Origin of the sequence: Paracidovorax valerianellae (assembly GCF_900102625.1) — a bacterium.
In the GTDB taxonomy this organism is placed as follows: Bacteria; Pseudomonadota; Gammaproteobacteria; order Burkholderiales; family Burkholderiaceae_C; genus Paracidovorax; species Paracidovorax valerianellae.
In genome coordinates, this window is sequence record NZ_FMZC01000011.1 from 171,105 (window position 1) to 190,653 (window position 19,549).

The 19,549-nt window shown below is 67.5% G+C and carries 16 protein-coding genes; 10 read left to right on the plus strand and 6 right to left on the minus strand.

Annotation, left to right across the window (positions count from 1 at the left end; all coding sequences use genetic code 11):
- Window positions 1-90: 90 nt before the first annotated feature.
- Both BLT03_RS16880 and BLT03_RS16885 read left to right on the plus strand, forming a co-directional pair.
- The gene (locus BLT03_RS16880; protein ID WP_092744922.1) at window positions 91-1,785 is read left to right on the plus strand and encodes an ExeA family protein; all 1,695 of its coding nucleotides are present in this window, start codon (window positions 91-93) and stop codon (window positions 1,783-1,785) included.
- Window positions 1,786-1,891: 106 nt separating this feature from the next.
- On the plus strand, window positions 1,892-2,785 hold the full coding sequence (locus BLT03_RS16885) for a general secretion pathway protein GspB (RefSeq protein ID WP_092744923.1): 894 nt from the start codon (window positions 1,892-1,894) through the stop codon (window positions 2,783-2,785).
- Window positions 2,786-2,963: 178 nt separating this feature from the next.
- On the opposite strand, the gene BLT03_RS16890 is transcribed toward BLT03_RS16885, so the two are convergent.
- Window positions 2,964-4,181 carry an ABC transporter substrate-binding protein gene (locus tag BLT03_RS16890; protein ID WP_092744924.1) on the minus strand — a complete coding sequence of 406 codons (1,218 nt, stop codon included), beginning with the start codon at window positions 4,179-4,181 and terminating at the stop codon, window positions 2,964-2,966.
- Between the two features lie 127 nt (window positions 4,182-4,308).
- Here BLT03_RS16890 and BLT03_RS16895 point away from each other — a divergent pair, with 127 nt between their 5' ends.
- Complete coding sequence (locus tag BLT03_RS16895; RefSeq protein ID WP_092744925.1) at window positions 4,309-5,097, plus strand: Crp/Fnr family transcriptional regulator; 789 nt, start codon at window positions 4,309-4,311, stop codon at window positions 5,095-5,097.
- On the opposite strand, the gene BLT03_RS16900 is transcribed toward BLT03_RS16895, so the two are convergent.
- Window positions 5,084-6,691, minus strand: a complete 1,608-nt coding sequence (locus BLT03_RS16900) for a methyl-accepting chemotaxis protein (RefSeq protein WP_092744926.1) — start codon at window positions 6,689-6,691, stop codon at window positions 5,084-5,086. The genes BLT03_RS16895 and BLT03_RS16900 overlap by 14 nt on opposite strands.
- 339 nt (window positions 6,692-7,030) lie before the next feature.
- Between BLT03_RS16900 and BLT03_RS16905 the strand changes: the two genes are divergently transcribed.
- A complete protein-coding gene (locus BLT03_RS16905) occupies window positions 7,031-7,630 on the plus strand; it encodes a methylamine utilization protein (protein WP_245711436.1) in 600 nt (199 codons plus the stop codon).
- Entirely contained in the window at window positions 7,627-9,963 is a 2,337-nt protein-coding gene (locus BLT03_RS16910; RefSeq protein ID WP_092744928.1) for a putative bifunctional diguanylate cyclase/phosphodiesterase, read from the plus strand. The genes BLT03_RS16905 and BLT03_RS16910 overlap by 4 nt, the downstream gene beginning before the upstream one ends.
- 127 nt (window positions 9,964-10,090) lie before the next feature.
- On the opposite strand, the gene BLT03_RS24035 is transcribed toward BLT03_RS16910, so the two are convergent.
- Window positions 10,091-10,369: a hypothetical protein gene (locus BLT03_RS24035; protein WP_139160430.1), complete on the minus strand. Its 279-nt coding sequence runs from the start codon at window positions 10,367-10,369 to the stop codon at window positions 10,091-10,093.
- Here BLT03_RS24035 and BLT03_RS16915 point away from each other — a divergent pair.
- Window positions 10,368-11,096 (plus strand): pseudouridine synthase, encoded by a 729-nt coding sequence (locus BLT03_RS16915; protein WP_092744929.1) that lies wholly within the window; start codon window positions 10,368-10,370, stop codon window positions 11,094-11,096. The two genes, BLT03_RS24035 and BLT03_RS16915, sit on opposite strands and share 2 nt — an antisense overlap.
- A gap of 110 nt (window positions 11,097-11,206) precedes the next feature.
- Here the strand turns inward: BLT03_RS16915 and BLT03_RS16920 are convergent, their stop codons facing one another.
- The gene (locus tag BLT03_RS16920; protein WP_092744930.1) at window positions 11,207-12,517 is read right to left on the minus strand and encodes a polysaccharide lyase family 1 protein; all 1,311 of its coding nucleotides are present in this window, start codon (window positions 12,515-12,517) and stop codon (window positions 11,207-11,209) included.
- A 201-nt stretch (window positions 12,518-12,718) separates the two neighbouring features.
- Between BLT03_RS16920 and htpG the strand changes: the two genes are divergently transcribed.
- The gene (gene htpG / locus BLT03_RS16925; RefSeq protein ID WP_092744931.1) at window positions 12,719-14,704 is read left to right on the plus strand and encodes a molecular chaperone HtpG; all 1,986 of its coding nucleotides are present in this window, start codon (window positions 12,719-12,721) and stop codon (window positions 14,702-14,704) included.
- A gap of 173 nt (window positions 14,705-14,877) precedes the next feature.
- Here htpG and BLT03_RS16930 read toward each other — a convergent pair whose 3' ends face one another.
- Together BLT03_RS16930 and BLT03_RS16935 are read right to left on the minus strand one after the other, a co-directional pair.
- Window positions 14,878-15,348, minus strand: a complete 471-nt coding sequence (locus BLT03_RS16930; RefSeq protein WP_092744932.1) for a hypothetical protein — start codon at window positions 15,346-15,348, stop codon at window positions 14,878-14,880.
- Window positions 15,339-15,914: a peptidoglycan recognition protein family protein gene (locus BLT03_RS16935; RefSeq protein WP_245711433.1), complete on the minus strand. Its 576-nt coding sequence runs from the start codon at window positions 15,912-15,914 to the stop codon at window positions 15,339-15,341. Before BLT03_RS16935 ends, BLT03_RS16930 begins: the two co-directional genes overlap by 10 nt.
- Before the next feature lie 388 nt (window positions 15,915-16,302).
- On the opposite strand from BLT03_RS16935, the gene xrtH reads away from it, so the two are divergent.
- Genes xrtH through BLT03_RS16950 form a run of 3 tightly spaced genes read left to right on the plus strand, consistent with a single transcriptional unit; the run spans window position 16,303 to window position 19,218 of the window.
- The gene (gene xrtH, locus BLT03_RS16940; protein ID WP_092744934.1) at window positions 16,303-16,863 is read left to right on the plus strand and encodes an exosortase H; all 561 of its coding nucleotides are present in this window, start codon (window positions 16,303-16,305) and stop codon (window positions 16,861-16,863) included.
- Window positions 16,864-16,876: 13 nt separating this feature from the next.
- Complete coding sequence (locus BLT03_RS16945) at window positions 16,877-17,722, plus strand: exosortase H-associated membrane protein (protein WP_092744935.1); 846 nt, start codon at window positions 16,877-16,879, stop codon at window positions 17,720-17,722.
- Between the two features lie 59 nt (window positions 17,723-17,781).
- Complete coding sequence (locus tag BLT03_RS16950; RefSeq protein ID WP_092744936.1) at window positions 17,782-19,218, plus strand: carbohydrate porin; 1,437 nt, start codon at window positions 17,782-17,784, stop codon at window positions 19,216-19,218.
- Window positions 19,219-19,549 lie beyond the last annotated feature (331 nt).

Here is a 19,549-nt window from a genome sequence, read left to right on the forward strand (position 1 = left end):
CTCCTGACGGGTGTAACCCTGCCTGATGCGCGCGAAGTGCTAAAGGGCGCCGCCGCTAAGACGCCACGGCAGGGCGGTATCCTTGCCGCCATGTACGCCCCGTTTTTCGGCCTGGAGCACGCGCCGTTTTCCATTGCCCCTGATCCCCGCTATCTGTTCATGAGCGACCGCCACCGCGAGGCGCTGGCGCATCTGCTGTATGGCCTGGATGCCGGCGGCGGCTTCGTGCTGCTGACCGGCGAGATCGGCACCGGCAAGACCACGGTGTGCCGCTGCTTTCTGGAGCAGATTCCCGCGCACTGCAACGTGGCCTATATCTTCAATCCGCGGCTCACGGTGGGCGAGCTGCTGCGATCCATCTGCGACGAGTTCGGCGTGGCGCACACGCCGGCCGTGCCGGGCTCCGAGACGGTCAAGGACTGCCTCGACCCGCTCAACGCCTTTTTGCTGCAGGCCCATGCGGCAGGGCGCAACAACGTGCTGATCATCGACGAGGCGCAAAACCTTTCGGCCGACGTGCTGGAGCAATTGCGCCTGCTCACCAACCTGGAAACCAGCGAGCGCAAGCTGCTGCAGATCATCCTGATCGGGCAGCCCGAACTGCGCGGGATGATCGCCGGCCCATCGCTGGAGCAACTGGCCCAGCGCGTGATCGCCCGCTTTCACCTCGATGCCCTGAGCGCCGAGGAAACCCGCCAATACATCGCCCATCGCATGGCCGTGGCCGGTCTGCAGGGTGCCTTGCCGTTCACGGCGCGCGCGCTGCAGCGCGTGCATGCGCTGGCGCGCGGCGTGCCGCGGCGCATCAACCTGTTGTGCGACCGGGCCCTGCTGGGCGCCTATGCGGGCGGCGTGCGCGAGGTGACCGAAGCCATCGTGGACCAGGCCGCGCGCGAGGTGTTCGATGCCGCGCCATCCGCGTCTGCCAACCCCGGCAGCGGCCGCGCACCGCGCTGGGCTGTTGCTGGCGCGGGTGCGCTCGCCGGTGCCGCCGCCGTGGCGTGCGCGGGGTGGGCGCTGGGCTGGTGGCCGCCAGCCGGGGCCGTTGCCGGCACAGGGCTCTCTGCTGCGCCCGCATCGGCATCCGCTTCGGCGCCAGCCCAGGGGGCATCGGCCGCGGCGGCGCCTGCTTCCGCCGCCGCTTCAGTCCCCGCAGCCGTCACGACACTGCAAAGTTTTCTGGCCGCCCAGCCCGAGGGCGACGAGGCCGCGTGGCGCACGCTGGCCACCGCCTGGGGCGCCACGCCGCCTGGCGATGGCGATGCCTGCGCGGCACTGGTTCGCCAGGGGTTGCGCTGCTTTCGGCAGCGGCGCGCGGGCCTGAGCCTGCTGCGCCAGCTCGACCGCCCCGGTGTGATGACGCTGTTCACCGCCGACGAGCGCCCGGTGCCCGTGGTGCTGTCGCGGCTGGAGGGCGGCGTGGCCACGCTGGAGGGCGGCGGCCGCACGCTGAAAGTGCCCGTCGCCGACCTGGGCCAGGCTTGGCGCGGTGAGTTCGCCACGCTGTGGCGCGCGCCGCCGGGTTTGCAGGAGGGCAGCGATCTGGCCGACCAGCCCGCCACGCTGGCATGGCTCGATGCGCAGTTGCCCGCCGCCCCCGAAGCGGCTGGCGCCGCGCGCACTGCCAACCAACGGCCCGCGGCGGCTGCGCAGCTTCGCGCCCGCATTCATCGCTTTCAGTTGGCCCAGGGTCTGGCGCCCGACGGGCGTGCCGGGCCACTGACCCTCATGCTGCTCAACCGCGCTGCGGGCGTGAACGAGCCGCGCCTGCGCACCGGGGCCTGAATGCAGCCCATGCCCGATCTTCTCAAGCGCCTGCACAGCGGTTCGTCCGGTGCCTTCTGTTCCTGCCGTGGTGCCTGCGCAGGTTCCACGCCCATTTTTCCATCCTATGTCTTACATCCTTGACGCCTTGCGGCGCGCCGAAGCCGAACGGGGCCGTGGCGCCGTGCCCGGCCTGCATACGCCAGCCGTGCCCGCGCCGGGTGCGGCCTTGCCCGCAGAGCCGGCTCGTTTCGGCGCGGTGCCGTGGTTGCCCGTGCTGGTGGCCGGCGTGGCCGTGGCTGGCGCTGCGGCCGGGGCGGCCTGGTGGTTGGCACACCGGACGGCCGTGCCTGCCGAGTCCGTGCGCCTGGCGGCGGCCCCGGCCAGCGCTCCCGCCACGGCGCCCGCTGCGGCCATGACGCCTGCCCCTGTTCCTGCACCGGTCCCAACGCCCGCACCTGCACCCGCAGTGACCGAGGCGCCCCGAAGCGCACTGGCCCCTTTGCCGGCACCAGCCCCGGCGCCTGCCGTGCGGCCGGAGCGTGTGGCCCCGGTCGCGGTGCCGCGGGCCAGTTCCTCTCCGGCTGCGGCGCCTGCGCCGTCCGCCCCGGCAGCGCAGGTTGCCCCGCCTTCGGCAACGGTGGTGGAAAAGCCGGCCGAGCGGGCCGCCGCCACGCCGCAGTCACGCGCTTCGGCCGCGGCCGCCGCGACGGCGCGCCTGCTGCCTTCAACCAATGGTGCTGCGGCCAACCCTGCGGCGGCCGCGCCTGCCGAGGCCGCAGCGCAGCAGCCTGTCGTGGCCCAGCGTGATCTGCCGCCGAGCGTGCGCGAGCAGTTGCCGGGCATGCAGTTCAGCGGCGCGACGTATTCGGCCAACCCGGCCTACCGCATGGCCATCGTCAACGGACAGGTTCTGCACGAGGGCGACCAGGCCGCGCCGGGCGTGGTGCTGGAGAAGATCGAGCCGAGCCGCACCGTGTGGGCGTTCCGGGGCTACCGCTACGCCGTGCCTTCGCAGTGAAGGCTGGCCAGTGTCAGCAGGACGGGGGTCGATAAGCGGTTTTGAATGAAACAGGCCACTGCCGGAGTGTTTAATGGTTCCGTTGCTATTGTTTTGATAGCTATTGATGGCGTTTGATGGCGGCGATGGCAGCTCGCGATAGGGCTGCGAATGACGGTGCTCCGCCCTCGGCGTCGGCTCAGCGGATGAACCGCCCGTCCCGCCCCACCAGCGTCAGCTCGACGAACCGTGACGCACTGCGCTCCGGCCCGGTGGCGTTCACTTCGAAACCGCCCAGGTCCACGTTCTTCAGGCTCCAGGTCGCGTCCACGAACGCGGCGCGCGACGGATTGCGGCCGGCGCGCTGCAGCGCCTGCGCGAACACGCGGGCATTGATGTAGCCCTCCAGCGCCAGGTGCGAGGGCTCGGCCGTGGCGCCCACGGCTTTCCAGGCGGCCTGGAACTCGCGCACGATCGGCACGACGGCATTGGTGGGCAGCGGCACCACTTGCGAAATCGTGATGCCGACCCCGTCCGGCCCCAGCGCCTTGACCGCGGCCGAGGTGCCCATGACGGAGGTGGCGTACAGCGTGACGCCGCGCCGCAGCGGCCGGAACGCTTTGACGAACTCCAGCGCAGGTTTGCCCGCCAGGCCGATCAGCACTGCTTCGGGATTGGCATCGGCCAGCTTGCGCGCTGCGGTGCCGGCGTCCGACGCGTCGCTCTCCACCGTACCGGACAGTGGGTCGCCCAATTTGAGCCGGGCCATGGCGTCGCGGGCGGCGGTGAACACCTCCTTGCCGAAGGTGTTGTTCTGGTAGATCACGCCGATGCGGCGAATGCCCAGCGTCGAGAAATGCTGGACCAGCTTTTCGGCCTCGTCCGCATAGGTGGCGCGCACGTTGAACACGCTGCGCGCACCTTTCACCCGGCTCAGCATGGCGCCGGTGAACGGGGCGAAGAACGGCATGCCCGACGGCAGCACCTTGGGCAGCATGGCTTCCACCATCGGCGTGCCCATGCAGTTGAAGAGCGCGAATTGCTCCCGGTCGGCCAGGAACTTGTCCACGTTGGCGACGGCGCGGGCGATGTCGTAGCCGTCGTCCACCGTCGTCAGCTCGATCGTCTGGCCCTGGACGCCGCCCTGCGCATTGATGGACGCGAAAGCGGCTTTCGCGCCCATATTCATCGCCGAGCCGAGATCGCCCAGCGGGCCGGTGAGCGCGGTGGACTGGGCGATGCGCAGCACCGTGCCCTGCGCCCGGGCCGAGCGTGTGGCGGCCCACGGCAGGGCCAGGGCGGCAGCGCCTGCCAGCAGGCCGCGGCGCCGCAGCGATAACGGGAGTAAAGCGCGATCCGGCGAAAGGGCGAGGGCGCGTTCGTGCGCGAGGGGGGCCGTTGGGAATGTCTGAGGCATGGTGTCTCCGTGGCCTGGTGGTGCGGATCATGGATGTGCGCGGGCCGATTCTTTGTCGCCCGGGCAGCAATCCGCATCGTGGTATTCCCGCAATTGAGACACCGCCGTCCTGCGCCATGCTCGGGCCATGAACGACGATCTTTCGCTGCACCAGCGCCGCCGCCTGCCGTCCCAGGTGGAGCTGGACGGCATTCCCTGGCTGCCGCTGCTGTCGCCGCCCGAGCGCGAGCGCGCCGTGGCCGCCCTGCTGGTGGGCGATGCCAAGGTGGGCGACTACGTGTGCCGGGTGGGCCGGCCGGTGACCTACTGGTTCGGCGTGGTCGAAGGGCTGCTCAAGATGAGCACCGACAACGCCCAGGGCCAGACGATGACTTTCACCGGCGTGCCCCCGGGCGGCTGGTTCGGCGAGGGCACGGCGGTCAAGCGCGAGCCCTACCGCTACAACATCCAGGCGCTGCGCAGGAGCGTGGTGGCCGGCCTGCCGATCGACACCTTCCACTGGCTGCTGGACCACTCCATCGGCTTCAACCGGTTCGTGATGAACCAGCTCAACGAGCGGCTGGGCCAATTCATCGCCGCGCGCGAGATCGATCGGCTGGGCAACCCCGATGTGCGCGTGGCGCGCAGCCTGGCGTCGCTGTTCAACCCGGTGCTCTACCCCGGCGTGGGCGAGGTGCTGCGCATCACGCAGCAGGAACTGGCCTACCTCGTGGGGCTGTCGCGCCAGCGCGTGAACGAGGCGCTGGCCGAATTGCAGGCCCAGGGCGCGATCTGCGTGGAATACGGCGGGCTACGGGTGCTGGACCTGACCGCGCTGCGCGAGAGCGTGTTTATCGCCCAGGCCGAAGCGCCCCCCAGGCGCTCCCGGCCCGCGGCGGCGGAAGCCCCCGGTGCGCAGGCCGTCATGCGCGGTTGACGGGCGCCGCCAGCTCCGGCGTGCGGGTGAGGCGGAAGGCGCCCACCATGTGCGTCAGGCGGCCGGCCTGGTCTTTCAGGCTGCCGGCGGCGGCACTGCTTTCTTCCACCAGCGCGGCGTTCTGCTGCGTCATGGTTTCCAGCGCACCCACCGACTGGCTCACTTCGCCGATGCGGTCGCTCTGCTCGCGCGCGGCGGCGGTGATCTCGGCCATGATGCCCGACACCTGCTGCACCGACTGCACCAGTTCGCCGATGGTGGCGCCCGCGTGGCCCACCAGCGTGGTGCCTTCCTGCACCTGATTGGCGCTGGCCAGGATCAGCGCCTTGATCTCGCGCGCGGCATCGGCCGATCGCCCGGCCAGCGCACGCACCTCGCCGGCCACCACGGCGAAGCCGCGGCCCTGTTCGCCCGCGCGGGCCGCTTCCACCGCGGCATTCAGCGCGAGGATGTTGGTCTGGAACGCAATGCCGTCGATCACGCTGATGATGTCGGCGATCTTGCGCGAACTGGCGCTGATCACGTCCATGGTGCGCACCACCTGCGAGACGACTTCGCCGCCGCGTTCGGCCACTTGCGAGGCCGCCGCCGTCATCTGGTTGGCCTGGCGCGCGGCGTCGGCGCTTTGCTGCACGGTGTGGGTCAGGTCTTCCAGGGCCGAGGCGGCCTGCTGCAGGTTGCCCGAGGTCTGCTCGGTGCGCTGGCTCAGGTCGAGGTTGCCCGAGGCGACCTCCGAGCTGGCCAGCAGGATGGAATCCGCCGTGGTGCCGATGTTGCCCACCAGCGAGCGCAGTTGCTCCTGCATGGCGGCGATGGCGTCCAGCAGCCGGCCGGTTTCGTCCTGGATGCGCACTTCCACGCGCGAGGTGAGGTCGCCGTTGGCGATGCGCTCGGCCACCACCACGGCCCGCCCGATCGGCTGGGTGATGCTGGCCGTGGTGCGCCAGGCGATCAGCGCACCGAGCACGATGGCCAGCACCACCAGGCTGCCGCCGATGGCGCGGGCCCGGTTCTCCATGCGCGTGGTTTCAGCGGCCGCTTCGGTATTGAGGGTGTTTTGCAGCTGCACCAGCTCGGCCAGCTTTTCGCGCCAGGCCGATTCGACGGGGGCCACACGGGTCATGAGCGAAAGGGTGGCGCTCACGGTGTCGCCATCGGCAATGGCTTTGAGCGCAGTGTCCAGCTCGGGCCGGTTCTTGCGGGCCAGCGCCTGGATATCGGTCTGCAGCTGGCGTTCGGCCGGCGTGGCACCGGCGTCCAGCAGCGTGGCGAGTTCGGATTCTTGCGCTGCGTAGCGCTGCAGGGCCTGGCCGACCCGGCGGATCTGTTCCTCGGCGCTCTTGGGGTCGATCTCGCCGAGCATGGCAGCCGACCGGCCCTGGATGCCGATGGCGCTCACGTTCTCCAGCATGGCGTTCACCAGCCGCATCTTGGTGGCGCTGGCGCCGGTCATCTGCTGCATCTGGCGGTTCACTTCGCCCAGCGAGGCATGCGCTACGGCGGCGACCGCGATCAGCAGGGCCAGCATGCAACCGAATCCCAGGAAGAGCCGGTGGGAGATGGAGAGGGTCTTGAAGAACGAAGGGGTCTGCATGGTGTTTTCCGTGGCCGATGGCCCTTGACGAACTGCACAGCAAAAGGAATGCCAATGATCGGTAAGCGGATCGCCCCTGCGGTGTCCGGTAACGCCGCTGATGTTACATATTAACGAGGCATTATTGATTGTCTCTCCCTAAAGGTCCAAACAGTGGCCATGCAGGAATAAATTGATCTAATGGCCAATGTCTTATTAAATGCATCGATCTCCTGCTATTTATTTGGTAGCGTCGAGGCTGGTCTATTTTTGCGCATTCCAGTGCGCACCGGCCCGAGATACCGGCGCGTTGTTACATTTTTGGAAGGAACCGCCACCATGAACCGACTTCGCTCGCCAATGTGCTGGGGCATGACCGCCATGCTCTGGGCATGGGCTGTGCAGGCGGCCGCCGTGGAGGTCCAGGTGACCGTGCAGGACGGCGCCGGCAAACCGTTGCCCGGCGCGGTCGTGTTCCTCGATTCGGCCGAGGCGCGCAAGCTGGCGCGCCCCATGACGCTGCAGGACATGGCGCAGCAAAAACGCCGTTTCGTGCCTGAAGTGCTAGTGGTGACGGCGGGCACCGAAGTGCAGTTTCCCAACCGCGACACAGTGCGCCACCATGTGTATTCGTTTTCGCCCGCCAAGAAGTTCGAGTTGCAGCTCTATTCAGGAACCCCCGCCAACCCGGTCCTCTTCGACCGGCCCGGCGTCGTGGTGCTGGGCTGCAACATCCACGACCAGATGGTGGCCTGGATCCTGGTGCTGGAAACCCCTTTCTTCGCGCAAGGCGGTTCGCCGTTCGGCAATGCCCGCATCGACAAGGTGCCGGCCGGGGCCTACACCCTGCGCGTATGGCACGCCGGCCTGCCGGTGGGCGCGCCGGCCTATTCGCAGCCGCTCACAGTGGCCGAGGGCGCCGCGCCCGTGGTCGTGCGGCTGGCGGGAGTGACCCCTTGAACCTGCGCGCGCTGCGCCGCAGCCTGATCCTGCGGCTTGTCGGCATTTCGCTGCTGTTGCTGCTCATCGTGCAGGCGGCGGGCTTCGTCGTGGTGCAGACCTTCATCGTGCGCAATGCCCGCGCGCAGATCGAGCGCAGCCTGGACGTGGACGAACGTGTCTGGCGCTGGCTGCTCGACCAGAACGCCGTGCGGCTGAAAGAGGCCTCGACCCTGCTGGCGTCCGATTACGGCTTTCGCTCCGCCGTGAACTCGGGCGATGCCGACACGATCCAGTCGGTGCTGGAAAACCACGGCGCGCGCATCGGCGCGGCCATGACCGCGCTGCTGGACCCCCGCATGCAACTGCAGGCGGCCAGCCCTTCGCGCACCGCTGCGGAATACCAGAGTGCGGTCGATCAGGCCGTGCCCGCGCTGGTGGCGCAGCCGCAGGGCAGCCAGATCGCCGTGGTGAATGGCATTCCCTATCAGTTCGTGATGGTGCCCCTGCGCGCGCCACTGCTGATCGGCTGGGTGCTGATGGGTTTTCCGGTCAACGAGACGCTGGTGTCCGAAATGCAGCAGTTGCTGTCGGTGGACGTGGCCATCCAGATCCGCGACGCTGCCGGGGCCGTCTCGGTGCCGGTGAGTTCGCTGCCCCCCCGGGCTTTCGCCGACCTGCGCGATTTCCGCATGGGGGGCGAGCGCGAGATCGGCGGCGAGACGCTGCTGGTGCGCGCCGTGCGGCTGGACAGCGGCGCCACGAGTGCTCGCGCGCTGCTGCTGCGCTCGCTCGACGACGTGGTGGAGCCCTACCGCCAATTGCAGATTCTGCTGGGCGTGATCACCGTCGTCGGCCTGGTGCTGTTCGCGCTCGGCAGCGCCTTCATGGCGCGCCGCGTGACCATGCCGCTGCGCTCGCTGGTCGATGCGACCCACCGCCTGTCGCAGGGCGACTACGGTGCGCCCATCGAGCACACCACGCGCCACGACGAGATCGGCAACCTCGCCCGGTCGTTCGACCGCATGCGGTTGGACATCGCCGGCCAGCAGGACCAGATTCGGCGCCTGGCCGACATCGACCGGCTGACCGGCGTGCCCAACCGGGAGCGCTTTCGCAGCGCGCTGATGGACGCCATCGGGCCCGGCGGCGGCGGGCGCCCGGTGGCCGTGATCGCGCTGGACCTGGACCGCTTCAAGCACGTGAACGGCGTGCTCGGCTATGCCTTGGGCGACCGCCTGCTGCAGGCCGTGGCCGAGCGCCTGGGCATGCAGGCCCGCTCCTCGCAGGACATGATCGCGCGCCTGGGCGGCAACCAGTTCGCCATGATGCTGCCCGGCGGCGACGCCACCTCGGCGCGCGAAATGGCCCAGCGCATCATTCGCGCCTTCGAGATGCCGGTGGCCTTCGGCGACCAGACGGTGGACCTCAGCGCAGGCATGGGCATCGCCTGTTGGCCCGGCACCGCGCAGGACGCCGACACCTTGCTCAGCCACGCAGAAATCGCCATGTACGCAGCCAAGCAGCGGCTCAGCGGCGCGCTGGTGTACGAGCCGTCCATGGATTCGTCCAGCGCGGGATCGCTCTCGCTGCTGACCGAGCTGCGCCGCGCGGTGGACCGCAACGAACTGCGGCTGTTCCTGCAGCCCAAGGTGACGCTGACCGGCCAGCCCGGCAATGCCGCCGAAGCCCTGGTGCGCTGGCAGCACCCCGAGCGCGGCATGGTGCCGCCGCTGCAGTTCATTCCGTTCGCCGAACAGACCGGCTTCGTGCGGCAGCTCACGCTGTGGATGTTCGAGCAGGCCGTGGTCTTTCTCGCGCAGCCGCAGGTGCGGGCGATGTCGCTGCAGATCTCGATCAACCTGTCCACGCGCGACCTGCTCGACCCGGAGCTCAGCAATCGCTTCGGCGCCCTGCTGGAGCGCCATGGCGTGAGCGCCTCGGCCTTCTGCCTGGAGATCACCGAGAGCGCGATCATGGACGAGCCCCTGCGCGCCGAGGCCATGCTCAACCGGCTGTCGGAGCAGGGCTTCAAGCTGTCCATCGACGACTTCGGCACCGGCTATTCGTCGCTGGCCTACCTCAAGCGGCTGCCGGTGGACGAGCTGAAGATCGACAAGTCCTTCGTCATCGGCATGGCCGCCGACGACGGGGACGAGCAGATCGTGCGCTCCACCATCGACCTGGCCCACAACCTGGGCCTGAGCGTGGTGGCCGAGGGCGTGGAAACCGTGGCCATCCTGGAGCGCCTGCGCGCGCTGCATTGCGACGACGCGCAGGGCTACTACATCAGCCGGCCGTTGCCCATGGACGACTTTCTCGCGTGGCATGCGGCCGCCGCCGAGGGAAAATAGCGCCCATGCCCGAATTGCCGCCCCGCCGACGCCTCTCCCTTCCCCCCGCCGCACCCTCTGCAGCCGCCCCGCCCGCCGCCCGGCCAGGGGCAGCGCCTGCCCCACGCGGCGCACCCGCGCAGCAGGGTTACCGCGGCAAGCCGGCTGCCGGGGCACGGCCTGCCGGATCGTCGCCTGCGTACCAACCCGGCTCGCCGCCGGGCTCCCGCTCCGCTCCCCGTTCCGCACCCCCGTCCACGCCACGGTCACCCGAGTGGTCGCGCCCGCCATTGCCCGCCGCAGGTCCGCAGCGCGCGGCGTCGGCACCGGGCCGGCCTGCCGCCAGCCGCACGGGAACAGGCGCGCCACCGAGATCCGGACCAGGGCGCGCAGGGGAGGGCGGCACCTCGCGCCTGAACAAGCGCATGGCCGAACTGGGCCTGTGCTCGCGCCGCGAGGCCGACGACTGGATCGCGCAGGGCTGGGTCAAGGTCAACGGCGAAGTGGCGCCCATGGGCTTGCAAGTGCTGCCCACCGACCGCATCGAGGTCGAGCGCGTGGCGCAGGGTTTTCAGGAGCAGAAGGTCACCATCCTCATGCACAAACCCATGGGCTACGTGAGCGGCCAGGCCGAAGACGGCCACACGCCCGCCGTCGCCCTCATCAACCCGCGCACCCATTGGCGCGAGGACCCGAGCCGCATGCGCTTTTCGCCGCCGCAACTGCGCGGCCTGGCGCCTTGCGGGCGGCTGGACATCGACTCGGTCGGCCTGCTCGTGCTCACGCAGGACGGCCGCGTGGCGCGCCACCTGATCGGCGAAGACTCCGAGGTGGACAAGGAATACCTGGTGCGCGTGCAGTACGGCGACGTGGCGCTGAACGTGCAGGAGGCCTTCCCCGCCGAGCAACTGGCCCGCCTGTGCCACGGCCTGTCGCTGGACGGCCAGCCGCTCAAGCCCGCCCGCGTGGACTGGCAGAACCCCGAGCAACTGCGTTTCGTGCTCAACGAAGGCAAGAAGCGCCAGATCCGCCGCATGTGCGAACTGGTCGGCCTGAAGGTGGTGGGCTTGAAGCGCATCCGCATCGGCCGGGTGACGCTGGGCAACCTGCCCGTGGGGCAGTGGCGCTATCTGGGCGCGAACGAGAAGTTCTAAAAAAGCGCGCGGGGTTTGAGCGTTTTTGCCCTTGCGCCCTAGGGAATCATGCGGTGGATGCTATGTAATTGATAGCATCTCTCGTCCGCTCCCATGATCGGCGCCATGCCTCAACGCAGCGCTGGCGCCGGACGGGTGCCGGGGGCGGCTCCCACCACGCCCACGCCCGCTTGGCTGCGCACCGTCCGGGCGGTCTCGGCGAACGAGTCCGGCACCACGAGCGACTCGCGCCAGGCGCTGAAGGCGTCGATCGCCTGGGCATCCAGCGGTTGATAGGCCGTGCCGCTGGCGGTTTGACCGTTGGGCACGCAGTCCCGCCCGATGGTCCGCCGGCACAGGCCGCCATCCGCATCGCCTGGTCCGGCGGCGAACGGGGCGAAGGCCAGCCCCGGGCCCGGCGCGCGCGGGTAGCGGTACACGGGCTGGCTCACATGGTCGAAATAGTTGCCCTCCATCAGCAGGCGGGCCGTGGCGGTCAGGGGCATGGCCGCGCCTTCGCCGCCGATGTTTTCGAAATAGTTGTTGACCAGGTGCGCGGCCACGGTGGCGTTCTTCATGCCCCCCGCATGCGGGCCGCGGCCCGACGTGTCGTGAACGTAGTTGCGGGCCACGGTGATCGTGTCCTGCGCGCCCAAAAACAGCCACAGCCAGTAGTGGCGCCCATCGCAGGTGGCCGAATGGGCGGTGCGCCCGTCGAACTCGTTGCGGGACAGCATGATGTGCGTGGCGCTGCCGAATCCCGTCACCACCATCTGGCGCCCGATGCGGGCGAACAGGTTGTGGTCCACCCAGACACCGTCGGCGCCGTCCAGGGTCAGCGCATCGCCGCCCCAGATCACGTCCGGGTTGATGTCGGTGATGCGCAGGTTCTGGACGATCACGTTGTGGTTGCCATCGCCGATGCGCAGGCCGCGGCCTGCGATGCCCGCGTTGCCGCCCACGCCGACGATGGTCTTGTTGGAGCCCACCTGCAGCGGCACCCGGCCCGCGTTGTCATAGCTCACCTGCGCTGCCGGGCGGCCGTCGCAGAAGTGGGCCACGTTCAAGGCCTGCTGGCCCTGGCTCGGCGCGCCGTCCTTGCAGGCGAAGGCCATACAACCCGTCTCGGTGGTGCGCGGCGCGCCGTTGGCGGGCATGGAGCCCCTGAAGTCGAAGAGATGGTCCAGCACGATCACGCGCGGGGCCTGGTCGATGCATCGGCCGCCCTCGAAGCGATCGCACAAGGCGCGTTCCAACGCTTGCAGCGATGGGGGCCGGACGGCCTCGGCCTGGCCGCCGCCCGTGACCTGCGCCGCGAACCCTTCGGGACGGCCGGCGACTTGTGCCCAGGAGGGCGAGGCGGGCCAGAGCAGCACGCCCAGCACCGCAGGGAGCAGGAGCCTGAGCAGGGGGCGGAGCAGAAGCCTTCGGAATTTGCGCATGGGTCCAGTTCCGTGTGACCGGCGGTTGGCCGGCGGTTGACGGGGAGTTGCCGGTTGGAACGCAGCGCAACGCTTGAGTTCACTGCCATGGTCCCGGCGCCTGTCCGGGGCGAATCCCTGAGCCTTGATAATGCGGCGCCTGCCCCTAATTGGCGGGGCATCCCTCTTTTTGTGAATGACCCAGACCTCCGAATCCACACCATGAGCAAACAGACCCATTCCTTTCAGGCCGAAGTGGCGCAGCTGCTGCACCTGGTCACGCATTCGCTGTACTCCAACCAGGAAATCTTCCTGCGCGAGCTGATCTCCAATGCGTCCGACGCCTGCGACAAGCTGCGTTTCGAGGCCCTCAACAACAATGCGCTGTACGAGGACGCGCCCAACCTCGAAGTGCGCGTGGCCTTCGACAAGGACGCCAAGACGCTGACCATCACCGACAACGGCATCGGCATGAGCCAGCAAGAGGCCATCGACCATCTGGGCACCATCGCCAAGAGCGGCACCAAGGACTTCATGGGCAAGCTCTCGGGCGACCAGAAGGCCACCGCGTCCGAGCAGGGCCAGCTGATCGGGCAGTTCGGCGTGGGCTTTTATTCCGGCTTCATCGTGGCCGACAAGATCACCGTGGAATCGCGCCGCGCCGGCCTGCCGGCCGAAGAAGGCGTGCGCTGGATCAGCGGCGGCACGGGCGCGTTCGAGGTCGAGGCCATCACCCGCCCCCAGCGCGGCACCAGCATCATCCTGCACCTGCGCGACGATGCCGAAGAGTTCCTGAACGCCTGGAAGATCAAGTCGATCATCGGCAAGTATTCAGACCACATCAGCCTGCCCATCCTGATGGAAAAGGAAGAGTGGAAAGAGGGCGAGCTGATCACCCCGGGCGATGAAAACGGCGGCCGCCAGCCCGGCGGCATGGTCAAGACCGGCGAATGGGAAACCGTCAACAAGGCCAGCGCCCTGTGGACCCGCCCCAAGAAGGACATCACCGAAGAGCAGTACCAGGACTTCTACAAGGCGATCAGCCACGACCACGAGAACCCGCTCACCTGGAGCCACAACCGCGTGGAGGGCAACACCGAGTACACCCAGTTGCTGTACGTGCCCGCCAAGGCGCCGTTCGACCTGTGGAACCGCGACAAGAAGGCCGGCGTGAAGCTGTACGTCAAGCGCGTCTTCATCATGGACGACGCCGAGGCGCTCATGCCCACCTACCTGCGCTTCGTGAAGGGCGTGATCGACTCCAGCGACCTGCCGCTCAACGTAAGCCGCGAGCTGCTGCAGGAAAGCCGCGACGTGCGCGCGATCCGCGAAGGCTCCACCAAGCGCGTGCTCTCCATGCTGGAAGACCTGGCCAAGCACGACAAGCACACCGCCGGCGAAGGCGCTGACGGCGTGACCGATGTGGTCAGCGACGAAGACAAGGCCAAGGAGGGCAAGTACACCGCTTTCTACGCCGAGTTCGGCGCCGTGCTCAAGGAAGGTTTGGGCGAGGACTTCGGCAACCGCGAGCGCCTGGCCAAGCTGCTGCGCTTCGCCTCCACGCAAAGCGATGCCGTCACCGTCTCGTTCGCCGACTACAAGGCGCGCATGAAAGAAGGCCAGGACGCCATCTACTACATCACCGCCGACACGCTGGCCGCCGCCAAGAACAGCCCGCAGCTCGAAGTCTTCAAGAAAAAGGGCATCGAAGTGCTCTTGATGACCGACCGCGTGGACGAGTGGGCGCTGAACTACCTGCAGGACTTCGACGGCACGCCGCTGCAGTCCGTGGCCAAGGGTGCGGTCGATCTCGGCAAGCTGCAGGACGAGGCCGAGAAGAAAGCCGCCGAGGAAGCCGCCGAAGCCTTCAAGCCGCTGCTGGCCAAGCTCAAGGAAGCCTTGAAGGACAAGGCCGACGACGTGCGCGCCACGACCCGCCTGGTGGATTCGCCCGCCTGCCTGGTCGTGCAGGACGACGGCATGAGCACCCAACTGGCGCGCATGCTCAAGCAGGCCGGCCAGCAGGCGCCTGAATCCAAGCCCGTGCTGGAAGTGAACCCCGAGCACGCGCTGGTCAAGAAGCTGGACGGCAGCGTGCATTTCCACGACCTGGCGCACATCCTCTTCGACCAGGCCCTGCTGGCCGAAGGCGGCCTGCCGGAAGACCCGGCAGCGTATGTGAAGCGGGTGAATGCACTGTTGGTCTGAGAGGCCTCCAGCGCATGATTCACTAGGGTGTATTGCTATTAAATAAATAGCAATCGAACGGGATCAGATCGCCAGCGAAAGCCCGGCTTTTTTGAAAAGCCGGGCTTTTTTTCGTCCGGCGGCAACGATGCGGGCCGCTGCAGCGCCGGTGCAGCAGGTTCTTCGTTACTTCGTTACTTCGGTAGCTCGCGGTCCGGCAGGTCCAGCAGGCCGATGCACTCCTCACAGCGCAGAGTGCGCCCGTGCTCCTGTTCCTTGCCCCGCAGAACCGGCGTGAGCAGGGCGGTGCCCGCATCGTTGGCGATGCCCAGCGTGGCCATGCGGCCGTCCTTGAAGCGGACCCGGGCTTCCGTGTAGCAATCGCCCGTGAGGAAATGGTCGTGCAGATAGGCCCGCCGGTCGATGGGCCGCGCATGGGCGAGGAATCGGCGGACGTCGTGCTCCGCCAGCGGCCGGGTGCCTGTGCACGGGGCGGTTTCCCCCGCCGCGCTTTGTGCCGTGGCCCGCGTGATTTCGACGGATGCGACCGCGGCGATGGACGAAGGCTTGCGCGCAGCTGCGTGAGGCTGCGGCTGCTGGGCATGGGACGGGCAAAGATGTGCAGCGATGCACAACGCCGCGATGGCAGGGGTTTTCAGCGCCATATTGCGGTACTCGCTTCCGTCGCGTTTTTTCGGCTCACGTCTGGATGTCGATGAACCTCTTCGGCGTTCAATTGGAGCGTGCTGATCAGTTCGTCAACGAGCCACCGCAGAGAATTGTTTTGTGCTGTGGTAATTGGTTCATAAACGGCTTTTTCTCCCATGAAGGCATCCTGCTGAACCTTGCTTAACCCCGAAGGCATTTTGACCCCAGGGGGTAGGGAAGAAATTCCAACTATTTCTATGCCGATGGAGTCGGTATTGCTGGGATACCGTATTGGCACGGATTTTGACATTTCAATTTTGTTCATGCGTTCCACGGCACTATTTTGCGGAAATGTGTTGGATTTTTTAAATGCAGCAGCTGTGCAACGGTGCTCTACAAGGCATCGGGCTTTCAGCGGACCGACATGGTTCGTCCGGTAATTAACAGATGCCGTCTGGTAGAGAGTGCCATTCTTGGCTATTAGGAAATGGGCACCATTTCCGCCCAGCTTGTAGCTCGCGAAAACGCTTTCTTCGTTTGAAGAGCCAGTTTGATGAACAACAATCCCGGTAATAGAACTCATTGGTGAGCGTTCGATGATGGTGAACCTCCGTGGCTGTACTCGAGATGCGGCAACCATTCCCTGTGGATCAATTTGAAGCATTATTAATTTGTGTGATTTGAAGGTGCTCTGGCATGTGGCCTCCCCGCGCCAGAAGCAACGCAGCATAGTCATTAATCAACTGGGAATATCACAGAGTTGGTGACTAATTGTTGTGAGCGCGGTAACTCGCTGATGGGCGTGCAGCGCTGCCTCTGCTCATGCGGCAGCACAAAAGCCGCTGGGCTACCGGAGGTAGCGGCACATCCACAGGCTTTTCCACTGGCATCCCAGGGCGGGCTGCCTGGATAATGTGCGGCGGTCCCGGTCACCGTCCGATCCTTTTCCCACTCTGCGGAGCCTTCCCGGCATGTTGCGCTTTTTCCTGATCTTCCTGACCCTGCAGCTTTCGATGTTCGGCATCAACATGCTGGGCTGGGTGCAGCAGCACCTGGTGCTGCCGTGGACGGCGCTGCTGGCGCGCATCTGTGCCACGCTGGTGACATGGTTCGACAGCTCTGCCGCTGCGTCGGGCAAGGTGCTCTGGAACCAGTCCACGGGTTTCGGCGTGTCGATCGAAGCGGGCTGCAACGGCATCGAGGCGTGCATCGTGCTCTTTGCGGCCGTGCTGGCGTTTCCGGCCACTTGGCGCCACAAGCTGATGGGGCTGGTCGCCGGGTTCGTGGCCGTGCAGGCGATGAACATCGTGCGCGTGATCAGCCTGTTCTACCTGGGGCAATGGAACACCGCCGTCTTCAACTTCGCCCACGAATACCTCTGGCAGGCGCTCATCATGGTGGACGTGCTCATCGTCTGGCTGCTGTGGGTGCGTGCGGGCAGCCGCCAGGGTTCGGCGGGTTCGCCGCCCAACGAGCCGCCGTCCGCGCCGCCGGCCGTTGCACCGTCCTCCTCCGCTGCCGTTCCAGCCTGATCCGCGGCCCCGCATGCGCCGCGCCGCCAGCCTGAAAATCTTCATCCTCGGCCTGTTCGCCGGGGTCGTGCTGCTCACGCTGCTGTGGATCCGGGTGTCGCCCTGGACCTCGTACCCCGTGGGCATGGTCGCCTCGGCGGCGCTGGAGCACGGCGCGCCGGGCTGGGTGCGCGAGGTGCGGCTGCGTCCCGGCGCGATCGAGGTCGATACCTCGGTGGCCGTCGCCACACCGCAGACCGGCAACCGCCTGGTCGAGATCACCGTCGAATCCGATCCTGGCCGCTATGCCTATGGCCTGCCTATCTTTCTGGCCCTGTTGCTGTCCGCGCGTGGTCCGGGCCGCACCTGGCGCGCGCTGGCGGGTTTTGCGCTGCTTGTGCCTCTGCAAGCCTTCAGCCTGGTGATGCACCTGCTCATGCAGGTCGTTCTCACGGCGCAGCTCGACGTGCGGGTGCTCCGGGTCGCCCAGTGGCAGCTGGAGGCTCTGGTGTACGGCTACCAGGTGGGCGTGCTGGTGCTGCCCACGCTCGCCCCGATGGTGCTGTGGCTGTGGCTGGACCGGCAGTTCGTCAATGAAGTGGTGATCCAGGCCTGGCGCCGCTCGATGCCTTCGGCACTGGGCAGAGCGCAGACGCCAGTGGCTGCTGTCGCACCGGTGTCGCCCTCGGGGTCCTCAGATGCGGCGGCCCCCACTTCCGGGCCTGCCGATCCCTCCGTCGGTTCGCACGACAACAATCAAGACGCGGCGCCCGTGGTCGACTCCGCCCCCAGTCCGCTGCCCCATCTGCCTCCCTCTCTGGGCGGCAAGGTCTCCGGCAGCGCCGCCGCCACCCTGCCTGTGCGCAAAAAACCACGCTGATTCGTGCGTCGGCCGCGCGTACACGCGACGGCCATGTTGGACTGCCAGAATGCCGCCGCATGCTGACGTCCTTCTTCCCTCTTCTCGTCCGTGGCCCGGCCCCGACGCGCGTGCTGCACGCCGCGCTCGGCAGTGCCGCCATGGTGTTGTTGTTCTTTGCCGGCCCAGCCTGCGCTGCGCCCGCGCCCGCCGGTTCTGCGGCGGCCGACGAACGGCCCGATGACGATCCGCCGCGCTGGGCCCTGCACGCACAGACCACCTACGTGTGGCAGCACAAGCCCTCGTTCGACGCCCCCTATACCGGCCCCAACAGCCTGGTGCCCACGGCCGAGCGCTCGTATTCCTTCACCGCCACCGCCGACCTCGGGCTGCGGCCCTGGGCCGGTGGGCAGATCCACTTCAACCCCGAGGCCGGGCAGGGCGTTCCGCTGTCGCACCTGTCGGGCGCGGGCGGCCTGTCCAACGGTGAGCTGGCCCGCACTTCGGGCGCGCGGATCAAGGCCTATCGCGCGCGACTGTTCTTGCTGCAGCGCTGGGACGCGGGCGGCGAGACCGAGCGCATCGAGTCCGATTTCAACGAACTGGGCGGCACCGCCAGCGCGCGCCGCTGGACCCTGGTGGCCGGCAACATCTCGCTGCTGGACTATTTCGACAACAACCCCTACGCCAAAGATCCGCGTGAGCAGTTCTTCAACTGGTCGTTCCTGACCCCTGGCGCGTGGGACTATGCGGCCGATGCCCGCGGCTACACCTGGGCCGGCATCCTCGAATACCGCACGCCGCAATGGGCCGTGCGCGGTGGCCGCGCCCTGCAGCCGCGCGAATCCAACGGCCAGCCGCTCGACCGCTCGTGGACCAAGCACTACGGCGACCAGATCGAGGCCGAAACCGACCTGCCCGTGGCCCTGCCCGCCGGCCCGCTGCGTGGCCGGGCCTTGCTGTTCCGCAACCGCGCCGTCATGGGGACATTTGCCGATGCGCTGGGCGCGTCGCAGATCAGCGGCGGCACGCCCGACGTCGGCGCAGTGCGCCGCCTGCAGACCAAGACCGGCTGGGCCCTGACGCTGGAAGCCCCGCTGGCCGAAGACGCCGGCGTCTTCGTGCGCGCCAGCCGCAGCAGCGGCCGCCAGGAAACGTATGCCTTCGCCGAAATCGACCGCCAGCTGTCCTTCGGCGGTCAGATCGGCGGTGGCGCCTGGGGCCGTGCTGCCGACCGCGTGGGCGCCGCTGTGGCGGTCAACGGGTTGTCTGCCGACCACCGCAACTATCTGGCAGCCGGCGGGCTTGGGGCGTTCCTGGGCGACGGCGCCCTGCGCTACGGCAGCGAGCGCGTGTGGGAAGCGTATTACCGGCTGACTTTCGTACCGGTGCCGATGCCGGGCGGGCCGCTGCAGTCAGCGGTGTCGCTGGGGGCGCAGCACATCGTGCACCCTGGGTACAACCGGGATCGGGGGCCGGTGGATGTGGTTTCGGTGCGGGTGCATGCGGAGTTTTGATACTCGAACCCAGTTACTATTCTCATTGATTTTCAGTTACTATCGCCATTGTTAACGCGGCAGTGGCTCACTCAAAGCGTTGGCAAACTAATTCGCCAGCGCGCGGACCTAGGTGGAATAGGCATTCAGCAAGGTCGTCGGTGCCCGGTAATGGTTTCTTCTGTACTAATAGCGTAGTACTTATACAGGAATTGAAATGAAGAGATTCAGGTTTGATCGATGGATTAAAGCATTGGTTATGTTTTTTTCCGTGGTTACTTCTCCAATGGTCAGGTCCTACACCTTGGCAATCGAACCTGAAATTTTCTGGGTAGCGCGATGGGGAATTGGC

Coding starts and splice junctions, on each gene's coding strand:
- BLT03_RS16900 (WP_092744926.1), bottom strand. CDS start 6,691: ATGCAGACCCCTTCGTTCTTCAAGACCCTCTCCATCTCCCACCGGCTC.
- BLT03_RS16880 (WP_092744922.1), top strand. CDS start 91: ATGTACGCCCCGTTTTTCGGCCTGGAGCACGCGCCGTTTTCCATTGCC.
- BLT03_RS24035 (WP_139160430.1), bottom strand. CDS start 10,369: ATGCGCTTGTTCAGGCGCGAGGTGCCGCCCTCCCCTGCGCGCCCTGGT.
- BLT03_RS16920 (WP_092744930.1), bottom strand. CDS start 12,517: ATGCGCAAATTCCGAAGGCTTCTGCTCCGCCCCCTGCTCAGGCTCCTG.
- BLT03_RS16935 (WP_245711433.1), bottom strand. CDS start 15,914: ATGAGTTCTATTACCGGGATTGTTGTTCATCAAACTGGCTCTTCAAAC.
- BLT03_RS16895 (WP_092744925.1), top strand. CDS start 4,309: ATGAACGACGATCTTTCGCTGCACCAGCGCCGCCGCCTGCCGTCCCAG.
- BLT03_RS16950 (WP_092744936.1), top strand. CDS start 17,782: ATGCTGACGTCCTTCTTCCCTCTTCTCGTCCGTGGCCCGGCCCCGACG.
- htpG (WP_092744931.1), top strand. CDS start 12,719: ATGAGCAAACAGACCCATTCCTTTCAGGCCGAAGTGGCGCAGCTGCTG.
- BLT03_RS16905 (WP_245711436.1), top strand. CDS start 7,031: ATGTGCTGGGGCATGACCGCCATGCTCTGGGCATGGGCTGTGCAGGCG.
- xrtH (WP_092744934.1), top strand. CDS start 16,303: ATGTTGCGCTTTTTCCTGATCTTCCTGACCCTGCAGCTTTCGATGTTC.
- BLT03_RS16930 (WP_092744932.1), bottom strand. CDS start 15,348: ATGGCGCTGAAAACCCCTGCCATCGCGGCGTTGTGCATCGCTGCACAT.
- BLT03_RS16890 (WP_092744924.1), bottom strand. CDS start 4,181: ATGCCTCAGACATTCCCAACGGCCCCCCTCGCGCACGAACGCGCCCTC.
- BLT03_RS16945 (WP_092744935.1), top strand. CDS start 16,877: ATGCGCCGCGCCGCCAGCCTGAAAATCTTCATCCTCGGCCTGTTCGCC.
- BLT03_RS16885 (WP_092744923.1), top strand. CDS start 1,892: ATGTCTTACATCCTTGACGCCTTGCGGCGCGCCGAAGCCGAACGGGGC.
- BLT03_RS16915 (WP_092744929.1), top strand. CDS start 10,368: ATGGCCGAACTGGGCCTGTGCTCGCGCCGCGAGGCCGACGACTGGATC.